The sequence below is a fragment of the Plantactinospora sp. WMMB782 genome (assembly GCF_049179135.1).
Classification (GTDB): Bacteria; Actinomycetota; Actinomycetes; order Mycobacteriales; family Micromonosporaceae; genus Plantactinospora.
Genome location: NZ_JBMHMC010000007.1, coordinates 6,997,981 through 7,014,810, shown reverse-complemented (window position 1 = coordinate 7,014,810; position 16,830 = coordinate 6,997,981). Strand labels below are relative to the sequence as shown.

Annotated in this window: 12 protein-coding genes; 6 read left to right on the top strand and 6 right to left on the bottom strand. The window is 68.8% G+C overall.

The genetic code is table 11. The features are described from left to right. Window positions 1-53 precede the first annotated feature (53 nt). From ACN28A_RS33335 to ACN28A_RS33320, 4 genes are all read right to left on the bottom strand, one after another. Complete coding sequence (locus ACN28A_RS33335; protein ID WP_421402251.1) at window positions 54-3,191, bottom strand: type I restriction endonuclease subunit R; 3,138 nt, start codon at window positions 3,189-3,191, stop codon at window positions 54-56. Continuing rightward, on the bottom strand, window positions 3,191-4,444 hold the full coding sequence (locus tag ACN28A_RS33330; protein ID WP_421402248.1) for a restriction endonuclease subunit S: 1,254 nt from the start codon (window positions 4,442-4,444) through the stop codon (window positions 3,191-3,193). Before ACN28A_RS33330 ends, ACN28A_RS33335 begins: the two co-directional genes overlap by 1 nt. Then, window positions 4,441-6,186, bottom strand: coding sequence for an N-6 DNA methylase (locus ACN28A_RS33325; protein WP_421402245.1), 1,746 nt, complete (start codon window positions 6,184-6,186; stop codon window positions 4,441-4,443). Before ACN28A_RS33325 ends, ACN28A_RS33330 begins: the two co-directional genes overlap by 4 nt. Window positions 6,187-6,414: 228 nt before the next feature. Beyond that, window positions 6,415-7,629: a helix-turn-helix domain-containing protein gene (locus tag ACN28A_RS33320; protein WP_421402242.1), complete on the bottom strand. Its 1,215-nt coding sequence runs from the start codon at window positions 7,627-7,629 to the stop codon at window positions 6,415-6,417. A gap of 647 nt (window positions 7,630-8,276) precedes the next feature. On the opposite strand from ACN28A_RS33320, the gene ACN28A_RS33315 reads away from it, so the two are divergent. From ACN28A_RS33315 to ACN28A_RS33305, 3 genes are all read left to right on the top strand, one after another. Further along, complete coding sequence (locus ACN28A_RS33315) at window positions 8,277-9,626, top strand: helix-turn-helix domain-containing protein (protein WP_421402239.1); 1,350 nt, start codon at window positions 8,277-8,279, stop codon at window positions 9,624-9,626. Between the two features lie 131 nt (window positions 9,627-9,757). After that, window positions 9,758-11,671 (top strand): molecular chaperone HtpG, encoded by a 1,914-nt coding sequence (htpG, locus tag ACN28A_RS33310; protein WP_421402237.1) that lies wholly within the window; start codon window positions 9,758-9,760, stop codon window positions 11,669-11,671. A 42-nt stretch (window positions 11,672-11,713) separates the two neighbouring features. Then, a complete protein-coding gene (locus tag ACN28A_RS33305) occupies window positions 11,714-12,652 on the top strand; it encodes a diacylglycerol/lipid kinase family protein (protein WP_421402234.1) in 939 nt (312 codons plus the stop codon). A 100-nt stretch (window positions 12,653-12,752) separates the two neighbouring features. Here the strand turns inward: ACN28A_RS33305 and ACN28A_RS33300 are convergent, their stop codons facing one another. After that, window positions 12,753-13,508 (bottom strand): HAD family hydrolase, encoded by a 756-nt coding sequence (locus tag ACN28A_RS33300; RefSeq protein WP_421402232.1) that lies wholly within the window; start codon window positions 13,506-13,508, stop codon window positions 12,753-12,755. Window positions 13,509-13,606: 98 nt separating this feature from the next. On the opposite strand from ACN28A_RS33300, the gene smpB reads away from it, so the two are divergent. Then, window positions 13,607-14,173: an SsrA-binding protein SmpB gene (gene smpB / locus ACN28A_RS33295; RefSeq protein WP_421404773.1), complete on the top strand. Its 567-nt coding sequence runs from the start codon at window positions 13,607-13,609 to the stop codon at window positions 14,171-14,173. A 60-nt stretch (window positions 14,174-14,233) separates the two neighbouring features. Here smpB and ACN28A_RS33290 read toward each other — a convergent pair whose 3' ends face one another. Next, a complete protein-coding gene (locus tag ACN28A_RS33290) occupies window positions 14,234-14,719 on the bottom strand; it encodes an FBP domain-containing protein (RefSeq protein ID WP_421402230.1) in 486 nt (161 codons plus the stop codon). Between the two features lie 60 nt (window positions 14,720-14,779). Between ACN28A_RS33290 and ACN28A_RS33285 the strand changes: the two genes are divergently transcribed. Continuing rightward, window positions 14,780-15,355: a TetR/AcrR family transcriptional regulator gene (locus ACN28A_RS33285; RefSeq protein WP_421402228.1), complete on the top strand. Its 576-nt coding sequence runs from the start codon at window positions 14,780-14,782 to the stop codon at window positions 15,353-15,355. A gap of 201 nt (window positions 15,356-15,556) precedes the next feature. Further along, the gene (locus tag ACN28A_RS33280; RefSeq protein WP_421402225.1) at window positions 15,557-16,756 is read left to right on the top strand and encodes an SGNH/GDSL hydrolase family protein; all 1,200 of its coding nucleotides are present in this window, start codon (window positions 15,557-15,559) and stop codon (window positions 16,754-16,756) included. Window positions 16,757-16,830: the final 74 nt, after the last annotated feature.

The window sequence follows — 16,830 nt, the reverse complement described above, 5'->3', positions numbered from 1 at the left end:
TAGCCGGCGGCGAACGCCTCCAGCGCGGCGTCGGTGCCGGACCGGCGCCCTGCTCAAACGGCGGTCCGCTGGTCGATTGCTGCCTCGTAGAAGGCGTCCGCGAGCGCCACGATGACGCCGTTGATGCCAGGGCCGTCGCTGAAGAAGTAGTCGGCCATGGTGTTGTGGGCCTCCTGGTTCTCGACCACTGCCTCGGTGACCGCCGCCTGGAAGTCCTGCGACTCCATGAACTGCTTCTTCGAATTCACCTTGGTCTGGTTGACCAGGTCCGGGTGGGCGAGCAGCCGCTGCAACAGTCCCTGCACGAACTCACGGACCTGGGACTCGGCGAACGACTCGGCGCCGAACAGGTCGTTCATCTTGTCGATGACGACCTGTAGTGCGACGTACTTCGGCTCCTTGCGCGTGCCGGTGCCGGCGGCGCCGATGCCCTTGAGCTGGCCGTCACCGGTCAGCGAGATGTCGACTGCGGTCGCCTTGGTGTGCTTGACTCCGACGAGGACCACGTCGGACAGGTCGACCTCCGCGGCCCAGGAGGATTCGGCGATGACCTTCTCCAGGAGCCGCAGGAAGATCGACAACATCTCCATGTACGGGTCGCCGTAGTCGACGATCTGGCTCATGAAGTCGTAGAGCCGGACGTAGGTGGAGACGTCCTTGCGGAACAGGTCGAGGGTGTTGAGGGTGACCTTGTCGTCGGCCTCGATCGCCGCCGCGTAGCGGCGGGCGAAGTCGTTCTTGGCCGGGCTGATCGCGGCCGAGAGCGCGTTGTTGCCTTTGCGGGCATACCACAGTTTGGCGACCTCGCGCACCTGCTCAGGCGTGTAGATCCCGGCCTGGGCGAGCTTGTTGGCCAGGTGGACGACGATGTACGGGTCGGTCTCGGTCTCCAACGTGGCGTTTGTGAAGTACGGCTCGAACGCGGTCCGGATGTCCTCCGGCTTGTTCACGAAGTCGATGACGAACGTCTTGTGCTTCTGCTCCCCACCCGCAGTGCGGTGGGTGCGGTTGAGCCGGGACAGCGTCTGCACGGCGGTGACCCCGGACAGCTTTCTGTCGACGTACATCGCCGAGAGCAACGGCTGGTCGAACCCGGTCTGGAACTTGTTGGCGACCAACATGATTTTGTACGTCCCGCCCTTGAACGCGGCGGCCAGGTCCGCGCCAGCGCCGGGGTTCAGGTTGGCCTCGGTGAACTCGTCGTCCTTGCTCGGCTGCGGCCCCCAGTCCGAAGCCCACTTCTCGTCCTCGGCCATGGTCACCGAGCCGGAGAAGGCGACCAGGGTGCGGTAGCTGTACGAGGCGTCCTTGGCGGCCCGCTTGGCGATGTAGGCGTCGATCGCCTTCTTGTATTTCACCGCGGCCTTGCGCGAGTCGGTCACGACCATCGCCTTCGCCTTGCCCTCCAGCAGGTGGGCGACGTTGGCGTGGAAGTGCTCGACGATGATCTGCACTTTCTGGCTGATGTTGGTCGGGTGCAGCTTCACCCACCGCATCAGCCCCTTGCGCGCTGCGGCCTCCTCCACCACCTCGTCGCCGTTGCCGCTCTCGGCCCGGCCGGCGATCTTCAACGCGGTGTCGTAGGACTGGTAGCCCCTGAGCACGTCGAGGATGTAGCCCTCCTCGATCGCCTGCCGCATCGAGTAGAGGTGGAACTCGACCAGCGTCCCGTCAGGACCCCTGCGGCCGAACAGCTCCAGGGTCTTGTTCTTCGGCGTCGCCGTGAACGCGAAGTAGGAGATGTGCTTCGACTCGGCCCGCTCGGTCATCTCCGCGGCCAGGATCGCCTCGACGTCGACCTCGCCGCCGTCCTCGATTTCCTTGATCTCCTCCGCGGTCAGCACGGCCCTCAGCTTGGCGGAGATCTGGCCGGACTGCGAGGAGTGCGCCTCGTCGGCGATCACCGCGAACCGCTTACCTCTCAGGCTCCTGTTGGCCCGGATCTCGTCGAGGGCGTGCGGGAAGGTCTGCACCGTCACCGCGATGATCAGCTCGCCGTTCTTCAACGCGGTCGCCAGCAGCCCGGATTTCGACTTCGCCCCCGCCTTGCGGACGTCCTCCGGGCTGATCGTGGCCACGATCTTCCCTGACCCGTCGATCTGCCGGATCGCCTCCTGGATCTGCCCGTCGAGCACGTTGCGATCCACGACCACGATCACCGAGTCGAAGACCTTTTCGTCGTCCACGTGCAGCCGCGCCAGCCGGTGCGCGGTCCAGGCGATGGTGTTCGTCTTCCCCGACCCTGCCGAGTGCTCGATCAGGTAGCGATGTCCCACCCCCTCCTCGCGCACCGCTGCCACGATCTTCGTCACGGCCTCCCACTGGTGGAACCGTGGAAAGAGCATGCTCGTACGGCGTACCGACGTCCCGGTTGCGACGTCCCACTCCTCTCTGGTCTCCACGATCATCAGCCGACCGATGATGTTGAGCCAGGCGTCCTTCTCCCAGACCCGCTCCCACAGGTACGCCGTCGCCGACCGCCCGCCCTCACCCGGCGGATTCCCCGCGCCACTCTCGTACCCCATGTCGAACGGCAGGAACTGCGTCTTGTCGCCCTCCAACCTGGTGGTCATCGCGGCCCGATCGTTGGAGACCGCGAAGTGCACCAGCGCCCGATGCCCGAACGACAACAGCGGCTCCGGCCGCCCGTTGGTCAGCGGCAGCCGATGCCTGCGGTACTGGTTGATCGCCTCGTCGAGAGACTGGGTGAAGTCGGTCTTCAACTCGACGGTGGCCACCGGGAGTCCGTTGACGAAGAAAGCCAGGTCGATGCTGCGCCGGTCGGCGGTGGAGAAGTGCACCTGCCGCATCACCCGCACCCGCATCGCCGCGTACTGCTCGGTGGTGGTCGCGTTCAGGCTGGTCTCGGGGCGGAACTGCGCCATCTTCAACCGGCCACCGCCGATGTACTGCACCCCGTTGCGCAGGATGTTCAGCGTCCCGCCACCATGTTCGAGAGGCTTGTCGAGCGCCGTGGTCAGCACGTCAAGGAACTTCGCCGCCGACCCCGCCGCCTTCAAAGCCTTCGCGTACGCCGCCGCCTGAGTGTCCTCCAGCCACGCGAACAGGTCCTCGGGGAAGAGCGCCCGTTCCCGGTCGTAGCCGGTGTCGCTCGCCGAGTAGAGCCACCCGTGGGCTTCCAGGTATGCGCAGATCTCGGACTCGAAGACGACCTCGTGGTGGTCGGCCATCACACCATCTCTCGTACGTCGATCTGCCCCGTCACCGCCGCCGTAATCAACGCCGCCCGCCGCTCACGCGATAGTTCAACGAACCGCTCCGACTCTACGATGAGCATGTCAATCTTTGAGGTCTGCGCGGCTAGATACTCAGCGATCCGTCGCTGCTCGTCAACATCGTCGGGTGCAGAAACCCGGAGTCCCATCAGGGCTCCAGCGGTCAACTTGGGCTGCGTCGCCCCAGATACGACGGTGGTGACGTCGAGCGCCTCCAACCTCTGGGCCCAGAAGTCGACGTCGCCATCGTTCAGAGGGCGAAGGACGTGGGCATGATTGTTCACCCAGTACCGGCCCTTGGCAGCAAAGGCTATCGGCGTGGAGCGCATTAGGAGATTGGCTCCATCCTCAGAGACCAACACGAGCGGTTCATCGAATAAGTAGCCGTCGACCTGATCGATCACTCCGGATGCTCCGTAGTAGTCAAAGTCACCCCGACGGTCGGCGCGCTCCTCGCCGCTCAGTGGGATGCGCTGACCGTCGAGACTCTCTAGCCAGTATCGGACGGCCTTGACGGTCCAATGGCGCGGGACCAGACCGACGACAGGGTCACCGCAGTCGCGGAGTTCGACGCCCTCGTCCACCCCGAAGCAGACGGCACGGGTCACCAGCACACGACGTCGCTCGCGGAGCATCTCGATCAGGCGCTGCTGCTCCTCGATGAGCGTGTCGATGTGGGCGGTCTCGCGGTCGAGGTATTCTGCGATGGCGCGCTGCTCTTCCAGCGGAGGCACCGGGATCGCCATGCGAAGGAAGGCATCCGGGTAGAGCCGCAATCGCGAGGACCAGATGCCGCGCGAGAGACGAGTCATCTCCATCACGTACGGGGTCGATCGGTAGAGATAGTCATAGAATGCGGGATTGAAGGGCGCCTCTGGGCGAGGGCTGTAGACGCCATAAGCCGGACTCACGAGCCCGGGCTGCCTCGCAACGCCGAGTGCTCCCATCCACGCCCACATCGTGTTGATGACGAGATCGCCGGTGTCCACCAGGCGGTAGCCGTCGAGGTTCTCAGCCGCAGTCATCGTCACGTTCTTCTCCGACTTCGGAGTGATGCCTGTCAGATGCGAAACGCTGAGGAGCTCCTCCGAGCCATCGAAACTGACGTCCTGCGACTCGGCCAGAAGCTCCTTGTTCCGAGTCCAGCGCCAGCGGGCAGGAATGCTGCTGGCCCAAGCCTGCTCGAAATCAAACTGTGCTTGCGTCACCCCTCGACCTCCCGCAGGAGGTCGAGAATCTTGGCTACCTGCTTTTCTAGGTCGGCGTCGATCTCGGCGAGAGGGCGGGGCGGGACGTACTTGTAGAAGTGGCGGGTGAAGGGGATCTCGTAGCCGGTCTTGACCTTCGTCCAGTCGATCCAGGCGTCGGGGACGTGGGGCTTCACCTCGGCCTCGAAGTAGGCCCGGATGACCTCGATCTTGCCGGCCGCACCGGCGGTCGAGCCGCCGTAGGTGAACGGCACATTCTCGGTGTCACGCTTCTTGGTGTCCGGCTTGGGCTTGCCCTTACGGTCGACGACGGGGTTGCCGTCCTCGTCGAGAAGGGGGCGTTCGACGGTGACGGCCCAGTAGCCGAACTCGTCGGTGCGCAGCACCTTGGAGTAGTCCGGATCGGCGTCGGTGAAGTCGGCGTACAACTTCACCACCTTGGCGCGGTCGGCGTCGCTGATCTCGCGGCCCTTGGCGCCGAGGTTCTTGCGCATCTTGGTCCAGAACGACGTGCCGTCGATGAGCTGGACCAAGCCCTTGCGGTCGGGATGCTTGGTGTTGTCGAGGATCCAGATGTAGGTGGCGATGGCGGTGTTGAAGAACATGTTCATCGGCAGCGCGACGATGGCATCGACCAGGTCGTTCTCCAGCAGCCACTTGCGGATGTTGGAGGGGCCGGACTCGGCGGCGCCGTTGAAGAGCGGCGAGCCGTTCATCACGATGCCGGCTCGGCCGCCGCCGTCCTCCGGCTTCCGCATCTTGTGGGCCAGGTGGAGCAGGAAGAGCATCTGCCCGTCCGACGTCGCCGGGAGGCCGGGAGCGAACCGGCCGTAGGGGCCGGCTTCGTCGCGCTCTTTCGTGATCGCCTTGGCGTACTGCTTCCAGTCGACGCCGTACGGCGGATTGGACATGCAGAAGTCGAACTGGCGGCCCCTGAACGCGTCGTCGGTGAGGGTGTTGCCGAAGGCGATGTTGGTCGCGTCGTGCCCCTTGGCCAGCAGGTCGGACTTGCAGATCGCGTACGACTGCGGGTTGTACTCCTGGCCGTACAGGCTCAGCCCCGCGTCGGGGTTGTGTGCGAGCAGGTGCTCCTCGGCCAGGGCGAGCATGCCGCCGGTGCCCGCTGTGGGGTCGTAGAGCGAGCGGACGATGTCGGCCTCGGCCAGCTCGGCGTCCTTCTCGGCGAAGAGCAGGTCGACCAGCAGCCGGATCGCGTCCCGTGGGGTGTAGTGGTCACCGGAGGTCTCGTTCGCGGCCTCGTTGAACTTGCGGATGATGTACTCGAACGCATCGCCCATGTCGGCGTTGGAGACGACGTCTGGATGCAGGTCGACAGCCTGGAAGGACTTGATGACCTCGCGCAGCAGCTCCGCCTTCTCCAGGGCGATGATTTCCTTCTTGAAGTCGAAGTATTGGAACACGTCGACATCGGGCGAGAACCGGTCGATGTAATCGGCCAGGTTGTCGGCCAGCCCATCGGCGTCAGCCAGCAGATTGGCGAAGGAGTAGTTCGAGGTGTTGTAGAACGGCCTGCCGGTCGCCTTCTTGATCTCGATCTTGAGCCGGACGGGGTTGTCGTACTTCGCCGCCAGCGCGCGCACAGTCTCCCGGTCGGGCTCAAGGATGCAGTCGAGGCGTCGCAGGATTGTGAGCGGGAGGATCACGTTGCCGTACTGATTGGGGCGGTAGGGGCCCCGAAGCTGGTCGGCGATCGACCAAATAAAACTACCGAGCGTGCTCACAAGGCTCCTTGTTCAGTCAACGACAGGTGCTGGACACCCAGCGCAAAGCCGCGCGTGCCGTCCGAGCAGGTGGCGTCGCACATTCTGTCGCAGTCGGTGCGTCGTGGGACATCATCGCGCATCACGAGACCGGCATGCCATAAGCCCGGTGGCGGATACCCTCACGGCCACCCGGTGATTGGAAGTGCCCGGACCGGCCCAGCGACGGCCGGCGAGCACGCAGGGCGGCTACGAGGTGGTGATGATTCGTGCTCGCAGGTCGGCGACGGCTGGGCGGTGCATCTCTCGTTCGGGTACGGCGGCCAGCACCTGGTGGGCCACGCTGCGCAGGGTGTCGGTGTGCTGTTCGGTGGGGAGGCGGTCCAGTACGTCTGCGGCGTGTCGGAGCCCGTCGGGGATGTGGCCGTCGCGGATCAGGCCGCAGGCCCGGTGCAACTCGACCTGGGTACGCAGCCGCGCCTGGGTGCTCGGATAGAGCGCCACGGCCCGGTCCTGTGCCGCCGAGGCGGCTGGAGTATCCCCGATGTAGGTGTAGACGAACGACTCGGTGTGGCGGAGCCGCTGCTCGGGCCATATCCAGAGTGAGTCGTCCTCGTCGGCAGGGACGGCGGGGAGCTGCGCGGTGATGTCGACAACTCGGCGCATTTCGGCTCGCGCCTCCTCAGCCCTGCCCTGCATGGCCAGGAGTTGCGCCCGACCGGCGTGCAGATGGGCGATGGCGGGGGATATCCGGCCGGAGGCGAGACTGACCGCCTCCTCGGACATAGGCAATACAGCCTTGGGGTCGCGGCCGTCGTAGCAGCCGTCCACGACGTTCCACGCCCGCACCAGTACCGCCGTGTCACTGTCGTGGGAGTCTGCGGCGGCCCGGTACGCGGTCCGCCACCAGCGCTGGCCCAGCGCAGCCTGCCCACTGTCGAGAAGCAGGAACGCGGCGATGATGGAGAGGTGTGCCGCAGTGTCCGACAGCCGGGCCCGCCGCGCCCCGGTGGTGTTGGCGATCAGCGTCTGGAGCACGGTCAGATCCGACGTCAACTGCTCCATGAGCAGGGCGTGCGGCTGCCGGTAGAAGGCGTGGCCGTAGTCGGCCACCACCTGCTCCCACTCGTCGGCATCCGCCCCGATCGCGGCGCCCATGCCGTGTCGGAGGGCTTCCAGTTGGGTCAGGACAGGCGCGGAGGCGGCGAGCCCGCTGAGCGCACGTAGAACAGTTCGCCTTTGCATATCGACCTCACCAGCGTGGCGTTCGTATGCCTCTACCAGCATGCCACCGCTGTCCAGTGCCCGGTCGCAAGCCGCGGCGATCACCGGTGTCGGAGGCTTGGCCCCGCGCTCGATCTGCGACAGGTAACTGTGGTCGTAGTTGGCCTTTCGGGAGAGGTCCCGCAGGGACAGCCCGGCGGCGGTTCGCAGGCGTCGGAGCAGCACTCCGAAGGTCTCCATGAATCCCCCTGGCAGATGTTGGCAAAGGCGTGGGCCGACTACTCAGCGCTATTGCTGCCCGAGGGTAGTGGCGACGCTACTCCTGTGCAGTCCCGTAATGGGTGGCACGCCAAGGTCGGGTGGGGGCTCATTTCCCCCGTGTGGGCCCCCACCCCAGCAGGCTTGGGAGGCACCTGTGGGCCGGTGGAGTGGAAACGGCAACCGGAGCGGGCCGGATCGGTGGTTGGGTCCGGCGACGATGTTCGCCGCCGGCCGAGGCGCGTACGCCAAGGAGACGCCGCCCGACCGGGCGACCGAGCCCACCGACGAGCAATCCAGCATCGACCGGTCGAACCCGTCCGCCCCGTCCAATCGCTCCGTCCGGTTCCGGACGGAGTGCGGGGCGGATCGGGGCTACCCGCCCGGGTGGCGATGACTCGGCACAGGCCGGAGCCGGCGTGGGGGCCACCGCATCCGCCGTGCCGGCCCGGGTGGCACTGCGAGCGGTGTGACCAGTCGTGGCCGTGCCATGTCGCCCGGGTCCAGTTGGCCGAGCGGTTCGGCTCGGACCGGACAGGGCTGGCCCGGCACATGATGAGTCTGCTGTCCCACGCCGCCCGGGAACTGCCGGCCGCGACCCCGGCCGACCTGTTCGAAAGGTTCGTGCAATGGACCGGCTGACCAGCCGGGGACTCCCCGACGACCTGCCGGTGGGGCGCCGGGTGGCGTACTGGCGTGGCCAGCGCCGGATGTCGCAGCAGGTCCTCGCCGACCGGCTCGGCAAGTCGAAGTCGTGGGTCGACAAGGTCGAGCGGGGCGTACGCACACTCGACAAGCTCTCCGTGCTGCGCGAGATCGCCGACGTACTGCGGATCTCCGTCCCCCAGCTCATCGGCGTTGCCGACGCCGGCCGCGACCGGTCAGGCCCCACACCGGAGGTGGCGGCGCTGCGCGCGGCGTTGACCCGGTACGAGGTGCGGCTCGGCCGGCGGCCGGTGCGCGTGCCGAGCGTGGCCGAGCTGGAGCAGGTGGTGGAGCACGCCTGGCTCTCCCTCGGCCGGGCGGACTACCCGCCGCTGCTGCGTAGCCTGCCGGAGCTGATCTTCGCCGCCCAGTGGCGCCGAGCCGACGCACGGACCGATGCATCGGCCGATGCGCCGGCCGACGCGCGGACCGGGGACCGGGCCGACGGCCCGGAGCGGCGGCCGGACGTACTGCTCGGGCAGGTCTATCAGATCGCCGCCGAGGTGCTGCGCCGGCTCGACGTGCCCGATCTTGCGTGGCTGGCCGCCGACCGGGCGATGGGAGTGGGCGCGGACTCCGACGAACCCTGGTGGGCTGCGCGCGCCGCGATCCCCCTGGCCGACGTGGTGTGCGAGAGCGGCCGGCCCCGGCACGCGTACGAGCTCTGCATCGTGACCGCGCACCGCCTCGCCGGCATCGCCGGTCTGACCCCACTGCCCGCCGCCAGGCCGAACCCGCCGACCGGCGTCGTCGGACCGAATCCGCCGCGCGGCGCCGCCGAACACCTCTCGGTTTACGGAACGCTGCTGTTGCACGCGGCGCTGAGCGCGGCGGCCCTCGGTGACCGGGCCAGCACGATCGAACTGCTCGACCAGGCCAAGGCGGTGGCGCGCACCGTGGGGCGGGGACACGACCACTACCGCACCTGCTTCGGGCCGGCTCTGGTCGAGATCGTCGGGGTGGCGGTCGCCGTCGAGTTGGGCGACGGCGAGCAGGCTCGCGTCGGAGCGGCGGAACGGGCCGCCGACCGGGATCACCAGCGGCTGCCGATCGCCGTACGCGCGGCGTACCTGCTCGATCTGGCCCGCGCCCACCTGCAAGCGGGTGATCCGGTCGCGGCCGGGCGGGCGGTGGTGGCGGCGGAGCGGACCGCGGCGGCGGAGGTACGGGCGCGACCTGCCGCCCGGGCGCTGCTCGGCGCGGTGCTGCGCGCGGCGGACCGTCCCGAACCGTCGGTGGCTCGCCTCGCCGAAGCCTTCGGCGTCACCGTCTGACCGGGCCTTCGCGGCCACCGTGTCGGAGTCAATTACGATGGCGCCGGCTATCCGGAGCGTAACCCGGTATTGATCACCGATCACCGGCGTCGCTCCTTGACCACCGCAGTGGGCATTTCGTGGAGGATCACATGAGCACCGGGACCGAGACTTTCGAGTTCCAGGCCGAGGCGCGTCAGCTACTCCAGCTGATGGTCCATTCGATCTATTCGAACAAGGACATCTTCCTGCGGGAACTCATCTCCAACGCCTCGGACGCGCTGGACAAACTGCGGCTGGCGGCGTTCGCCGACAAGGAGCTGGCGGTCGACACGTCCGACCTGCACATCACGATCGAGGTCGACCGCGAGGCGCGCACCCTCACCGTCCGGGACAACGGCATCGGGATGTCCCGGGACGAGGTCGTCATCCTGATCGGCACCATCGCCAAGTCCGGCACGGCCGAACTCCTCGAAAAGATCAAGGAATCGAAGGACGCGGCCGGTTCACAGGATCTCATCGGACAGTTCGGGGTCGGGTTCTACTCCAGCTTCATGGTCGCCGACCGGGTCACCCTGCTGACCCGGCGGGCCGGCGAGTCCACCGCGACCCGCTGGGAGTCCGACGGCGGCGCCACCTACTCGGTCGAGACCGTCGACGACGCCCCGCAGGGCACCTCGGTCACCCTCCACCTCCGGCCGGAGGACTCCGAGGACCAGCTCTTCGACTACACCGCCGAGTGGAAGATCCGGGAGATCGTCAAGCGGTACTCGGACTTCATCGCCTGGCCGATCCGGATGGCGGTCGAGCGGACCGACAACGACGGCAAGACGACCACCGAGACCGAGACGCTCAACTCGATGAAGGCGCTCTGGGCCCGGTCGAAGGACGACGTCAAGGAAGACGAGTACAAGGAGTTCTACCGGCACCTCAGCCACGACTGGTCCGACCCGCTGGAGACCATCCACATGCGGGCCGAGGGGACCTTCGAGTACGAGAGCCTGCTCTTCATCCCGTCCCGCGCCCCGTTCGACCTGTACATGCGCGGTGCCAAGCGCGGCGTGCAGCTCTACGTCAAGCGGGTCTTCATCATGGACGACTGCCAGGAGCTGATGCCGGAGTACCTGCGCTTCGTTAAGGGTGTGGTGGACGCCCAGGACCTGTCGCTGAACATCTCCCGGGAGATCCTCCAGAAGGACCGGCACATCCAGTTGATGCGCCGCCGCCTGGTCAAGAAGGTGCTCTCCACGGTCAAGGAGATGCAGGCCGGCGACGCCGAGCGCTACCAGACCTTCTGGTCGGAGTTCGGCCGGGCGGTCAAGGAGGGCCTGCTCGACGACTTCGACAACCAGAAGACGATCCTGGAGATCTCCTCGTTCGCCTCGACGAACGACCCGGAGCAGCTGACCACCCTCGCCCAGTACGTCGAGCGGATGAAGGACGGCCAGACCGACATCTACTACTCCACCGGCGAGTCCCGCACCATGATCGAGAACTCGCCGCACATGGAGGCGTTCCGGGCCAAGGGCTACGAGGTGCTGCTGCTCACCGACCCGGTCGACGAGATGTGGGTCTCGGCGGTGCCGGAGTTCGACGGTAAGAAGTTCCAGTCGATCGCCAAGGGGCAGGTCGACCTCGACACCGACGAGGAGAAGGAGACCGCCGGTGCCGAGCGCGAGCAGCAGGAGAAGGACTTCGCCGACCTGCTCGGCTGGCTGACCGACCAGCTCGCCGACCAGGTCAAGGAGGTACGCCTGTCGTCCCGGCTGACCACCTCACCGGCCTGCATCGTCGGCGACGCCCAGGACATGACCCCGACGCTGGAGAAGATGTACCGGGCGATGGGGCAGGACATGCCGACGGTCAAGCGGATCCTGGAGCTGAACCCGACGCACCCGCTGGTCACCGGGCTGCGCGAGGCGCACGGGCAGCGTAAGGAGGACCCGGCCGTCGCCGAGACCGCCGAGCTGCTGTACGGGATGGCGCTGCTCGCCGAGGGCGGGGAACTCGGCGATCCGGCCCGGTTCACCCGGCTGCTCGCCGAGCGCCTCGCGCGTACCCTCTGAGCTGCTGCTTGGTGGTCCGCGCCGCTGGGTAAGACACCGTCCATGACCAGCATGCTGACCGCCGAGCCCGCCGCCGAGTCGGACGCCGCGACCCCGGCCCGGGTGGGCCGGGTCGCGGTCGTCGCACACCGCAAGAAGTCCCTCGGCGGCGGGCTCGACGAACTCCGCTCCCGGCTGCGCGGCGCCGGAATCGACGACCTGCTCTGGTACGAGGTGCCCAAGAGCCGCAAGGCGCCGAAGAAGGTGCGCAAGGCGCTGGACAAGGGCGCCGAACTGGTCTTCGTCTGGGGCGGGGACGGCATGGTCCAGCGCTGCTCAGACGCGCTCGCCGGCTCGGACGCCACGCTGGCGATCCTGCCGGCCGGGACGGCGAACCTGCTCGCCACCAACCTCGGCATCCCGGAGGACCTGGCCGAGGCGGTCCGGATCGGGCTGACCGGGCCGCGCCGACGGCTCGACCTCGGGCGGATCGGCGGGGAACACTTCGCGGTGATGGCCGGCGCCGGCTTCGACGGCGAGATGATCCAGGACGCCGACCGGGACCTGAAGGACCGCCTCGGCCGGCTGGCGTACGTCTGGACCGGGCTGCGGCACGTGCGCAGCGAGACCACCCGGATGCGGATCCGGGTCGACGGCGCCGACTGGTTCGAGGGGGAGGCGAGCTGCGTACTCTTCGGCAACGTCGGCACGATCACCGGCGGCATCCCGGCCTTCGACGACGCCCGACCCGACGACGGCTGCCTGGAGGTGGGGGTGGCGACCGCCAGCGGGGTGCTGGACTGGATGCGTACCCTCGGCCGGATGGCGGTCGGGCGGTCCGACTCGTCGCCGTTCGTCCGGATCACTCGGGGACGGAAGATCAACGTCCGGTTCGCCGAACCGATGACCTACGAGCTGGACGGCGGCGCCCGCGACCAGGTCAGCCGGCTGAAGGCCCGGGTCGCACCGGGCGCGCTGACGGTCTGCGTACCCGAATCCTGATCCTCGGCAGCGGCAGCGGCAGCGGCAGCGGCGGAGGCGGCGGCCGGAAGCGGGGCCGGCGGGGGAGGGCGGCAGCGGAGAGCGGCGGCGGTGCGGCCGGTCAGCGGGCGGTGCCGGCGAGCCGGTCGTCGTCGGCCCGCCGGGCGCGCAGCCGGTCGGGCAGTTCGAAGACCGAGTCGAGCCGGCGCGGCTCCGGCACCGGGGTCCGGCGCTCCGGGTCGATCAGGTACGCCGGGATGCCGGCCCGCTCGGGTCCGACGAAGTCGGGCCCGTAGCTGTCGCCGACGAAGACGGCCGAGCCGGCGTCGATGCCCAGGGCGTCCAGCGCGGCGGTGTAGATCCGCGGATGCGGCTTGCGCCAGCCAAGCTCGACCGAGGTGACCACGACCTCGAAGTGTTCCGTCAGTCCCATCGCCGCGAGCTGGCCCGGCACCAGGCCCGGTTGGTGGGTGTTGCTGACCACCGCCAGCCGGTAGTCGCGGGACAGCCCGGTGAGCAGCTCGGCCATGCCGGTCAGGTAGCGCACCCCGGTGCTCCACTCGCGGACGTACTCCATCACGAACGGGTCGACCTCCGCCGGGGCGGGTCGCCGGTCCAGGATGCCGGTCAGGTACGCCGTGCCGACCTCGGTCATCGAGAACTCGGAGTCGTCGACGTCGCTGCGTCGGTCGAACTGGGCAAAGCACTCCGACCAGGTGGCCAGGAAGCCCGGGTAGTCGAGGCCGGCGCCGAGCTGCCGGAGCAGCGCGTACGAGCCCGGATAACCCTGCTCGGTGCGGCTGGCGGAGTAGTCGACCAGGGTGCCGAAGAAGTCGAAGAGAATGTGCGTCGTCTGGGTGGGACCGGCGGCGGGCATCGACGCATCATCCCATCCGGAGCCCGTCCGGCCGCGCCCGCCGAGCGCCTGGTACGGCCGGGAAATCCGTCGATCCGCCGGTGAGCTGTGCGTATAGTCTGGCGCCCGTACGTCCGCGTGCCCCGGGAGGTCGTGCCGGGGCGGAGGCTGGGGAGGTCGTCGCGTCCAGGGAAGCCGAGCGCAGGCTCATCGCCTCGAACAAGAAGGCGCGGCACGAGTACGCGGTGCTGAAGACGTACGAGGCGGGGATCGTGCTGCGCGGCACGGAGGTCAAGTCGCTGCGGGCCGGGCAGGCCTCGCTCGTCGACGCGTTCGCCCAGGAGCGGGACGGCGAGCTCTGGCTCTACGGGTTGCACATCGCCGAGTACGCCTACGGGACGTGGACGAACCACCAGCCGAGACGGATGCGGAAGCTGCTGCTGCGGCGGGTCGAGATCGCCAGGATCCTGGACCGGATCCGCGATCCCGGGCTGACCCTGGTGCCGCTGGCGCTGTACTTCTCGAACGGCTGGGCCAAGGTCGAGATCGGCGTGGCCCGAGGCAAGCGGTCGTACGACAAGCGTCAGGCCCTGGCCGAACGGGACGCCAACCGGGAGATCGCCCGGGAGTTGGGGCGGCACCTCAAGGGCAGGTCCCCAACTTCCCGGACGGCCCGCAACCGCTGACCCCGGTCGCACGCCCTCACCCGGTGCGCGCCGGTGGCCCGGGTCGGCTGGTGACCCGTCTCAGCTGGTGACCCGGGTCAGGAAGGCGGCGAGGTTCGCGCTCGTGCGTTCGATCTTCTCCGCCAGCGTGATGGTCTCGTCGAGCCGTCGCCCGGCGTCCTTCCGGCCCCGCAGATAGAGCGAGCAGGCCAGGTCGGCGCAGAGATAGGCGCCGACGGAGTTACCCTGTCGGCCCTCCCGCCCTGCCTTGCGCGCGGTCATCAGCGAGACCCCGTCCCCGGTGTGGGTGGTCAGGCAGAGCGAGCACATGCTGCGCCGGGCCCGCCCGCTCTGAGTGGCCACCCGCAGCGCCACGCCGACGAGTCCGCCGCCGGATTCGGCGACCAGGTAGGCCCGCCCGTCTGCGGCGGGGTCCCGCCAGCCGAAGAAGTCGAGGTCGTGCCAGGGCTGCTGGTCGAGGTCCCTCGGCACGGCGAGACGCTTCGTCTCGCCCTTGGTGCAGTTGACGAAGGAGGCGCGGATGGCGGACTCGGTGAGGGATAGCATAGGATCTAGCCTAATAGCTCTAGGCAAACGATTAACGATCCTAGGTATGAGGTGTGGCACATGGCGCGAGCGGGGCTGACCGCCGAGCGGCTGACCGTGGCAGCGGCGGAGCTGGCCGACGAGATCGGTTTCGACAACGTCACCGTCTCGGCGCTCGCCCGGCGCTTCGGCGTCAGGGACGCCAGCCTCTACTCCCACCTCCGTAACGTCCGCGACCTGCGGGTCAGGGTCGCCACCCTGGCCCTGTCGGAACTCGCCGACTCGGTCACCGCCGCGCTCGCCGGGCGGGCCGGGCGGGACGCGCTGGCCGCCTTCGCCGACGCCTACCGGAGCTACGCGAAACAGCACCCCGGCCGGTACGCGGCGGCGCAGCTGGATCTGGACCCTGAGACGGAGCCGGCGGCAGCCGACGCCGCCCGCCGGCACGCGGAGCTGACCCGGGCGATCCTGCGCGGCTACCGGCTGGCCGAACCCGACCAGACCGATGCGGTACGCATGCTGAACAGCACCTTCCACGGCTACGTCAGCCTGGAACGGGCCGGCGGATTCCGGCACCATCCCCGCCCGGTCGACGACTCCTGGGCCAGGACGATCGACGCCGTCGACACCGCACTGCGCAACTGGCCCCAGGGGTGACATCCAGGCACGACGGGTGACGTCGACCCCACAAGGTGACGTCGACCCCCCACAGGTGACGTCGACCCCACGGGCCGACCAGCCGCACCCCGAAGGGGGCTACGCGAACTGCCCCCTATATTTGGTCGGCAGTCGAACCCGTGCCCGTGGCTGTCCCGCCGAGCGGACCGGACGGCTCGACACGACTCCCGGAGGTGGCCGTTGCCCAGCCTGGTGACGCTGCGGGGCTGGGCGACGAGTTGGGCGTGCATGCCGCAGCTCACCGAACCGGACAACATGCCGCCCCCACCGTTCACCGGGCCGGACCGGGTGCTGGCCGACACCACGCTCCGGCAGACCGTCCGGACGTCGGTGGGCGGACCACGGATCCGGCTGCGCCTCTCCAACGCGTTCGGCGGCGCACCGCTGCCGGTCACCGCAGCCACGGTGGCGCTGCCGGCGGGCGGCCGGGCCGGGACCGACGCGATCGTCCCGGACAGCGCGCGGCCGGTGACGTTCAGCGGTCGCGCGTCGGTGAACGTCCCGGTCGGCGCCCAGCTCGTCTCCGACCCGATCGAGATCGCGGTGCCGGCCCGCGCCAACCTCACCGTGACGCTCTATCTCGGGCCGGGGCAGGCGTCGCAGGAAATCACCTCGCATCCCGGTTCCCGGACCACCTCCCACCTGCTGCGCGGCAACCACGTCACGGCACCGGCGCTGCCCGACGCCACCCCGGTCGACCACTGGTGTCTGCTCGGCGGCCTGGAGGTGCCGGCCGGCGCCGACACCCGGGCCGTGGTACTGCTCGGTGACTCGCTCACCGACGGGCGCGGCTCCACCACGAACGGAAACGACCGCTGGCCCGACCAGCTCGTGGACCGACTGCACGGGTACGCCCCGACCGCCAACCTGGCGGTGCTCAACCAGGCGGCCGGCGGCAACCGGGTACTCGCCGACGGGCTCGGGCCGAACGCACTGTCCCGGCTCGACCGGGACGTACTCGCGCAGAGCGGAGTCGCCTGGCTGGTCGTCTTCGAGGGGGTCAACGACATCGGCACCGCCGAGCCGACCGATGCCGCCCAGCGGACGGTCGCCGAGGACCTGCTCACCGCGTACGACCAGATCGTCACCCGGGCGCACGCGCACGGCATCCGGGTGTACGGCGGCACGCTGACCCCGTTCGGCGGCCACGACGGGTACGACGACCCGGCCGGGCTCCGCGAGCAGACCCGCCAGGCGGTGAACCGGTGGATCCGTACCGGCGGCCGGTTCGACGCCGTGCTCGACTTCGACGCCGCCGTCCGGGACCCGGCGGACCCCCACCGGCTGCTGCCGGTCGCCGACGGCGGCGACCACCTGCACCTCAACCCGGTCGGCTACCGGATGCTCGCCGACGCCGTCCCGGCCGACCTATTCCGCTGAACCCCAACGCGGGACCGCCGGGCCGGCCCGGAACCCGGGCGGATGCCCGGCCGGCGCGCCGGCAGTCGCCGGAA

Coding starts and splice junctions, on each gene's coding strand:
- ACN28A_RS33335 (WP_421402251.1), bottom strand. CDS start 3,191: ATGGCCGACCACCACGAGGTCGTCTTCGAGTCCGAGATCTGCGCATAC.
- ACN28A_RS33320 (WP_421402242.1), bottom strand. CDS start 7,629: ATGGAGACCTTCGGAGTGCTGCTCCGACGCCTGCGAACCGCCGCCGGG.
- ACN28A_RS33315 (WP_421402239.1), top strand. CDS start 8,277: ATGGACCGGCTGACCAGCCGGGGACTCCCCGACGACCTGCCGGTGGGG.
- htpG (WP_421402237.1), top strand. CDS start 9,758: ATGAGCACCGGGACCGAGACTTTCGAGTTCCAGGCCGAGGCGCGTCAG.
- ACN28A_RS33305 (WP_421402234.1), top strand. CDS start 11,714: ATGACCAGCATGCTGACCGCCGAGCCCGCCGCCGAGTCGGACGCCGCG.
- ACN28A_RS33300 (WP_421402232.1), bottom strand. CDS start 13,508: ATGCCCGCCGCCGGTCCCACCCAGACGACGCACATTCTCTTCGACTTC.
- ACN28A_RS33290 (WP_421402230.1), bottom strand. CDS start 14,719: ATGCTATCCCTCACCGAGTCCGCCATCCGCGCCTCCTTCGTCAACTGC.
- ACN28A_RS33285 (WP_421402228.1), top strand. CDS start 14,780: ATGGCGCGAGCGGGGCTGACCGCCGAGCGGCTGACCGTGGCAGCGGCG.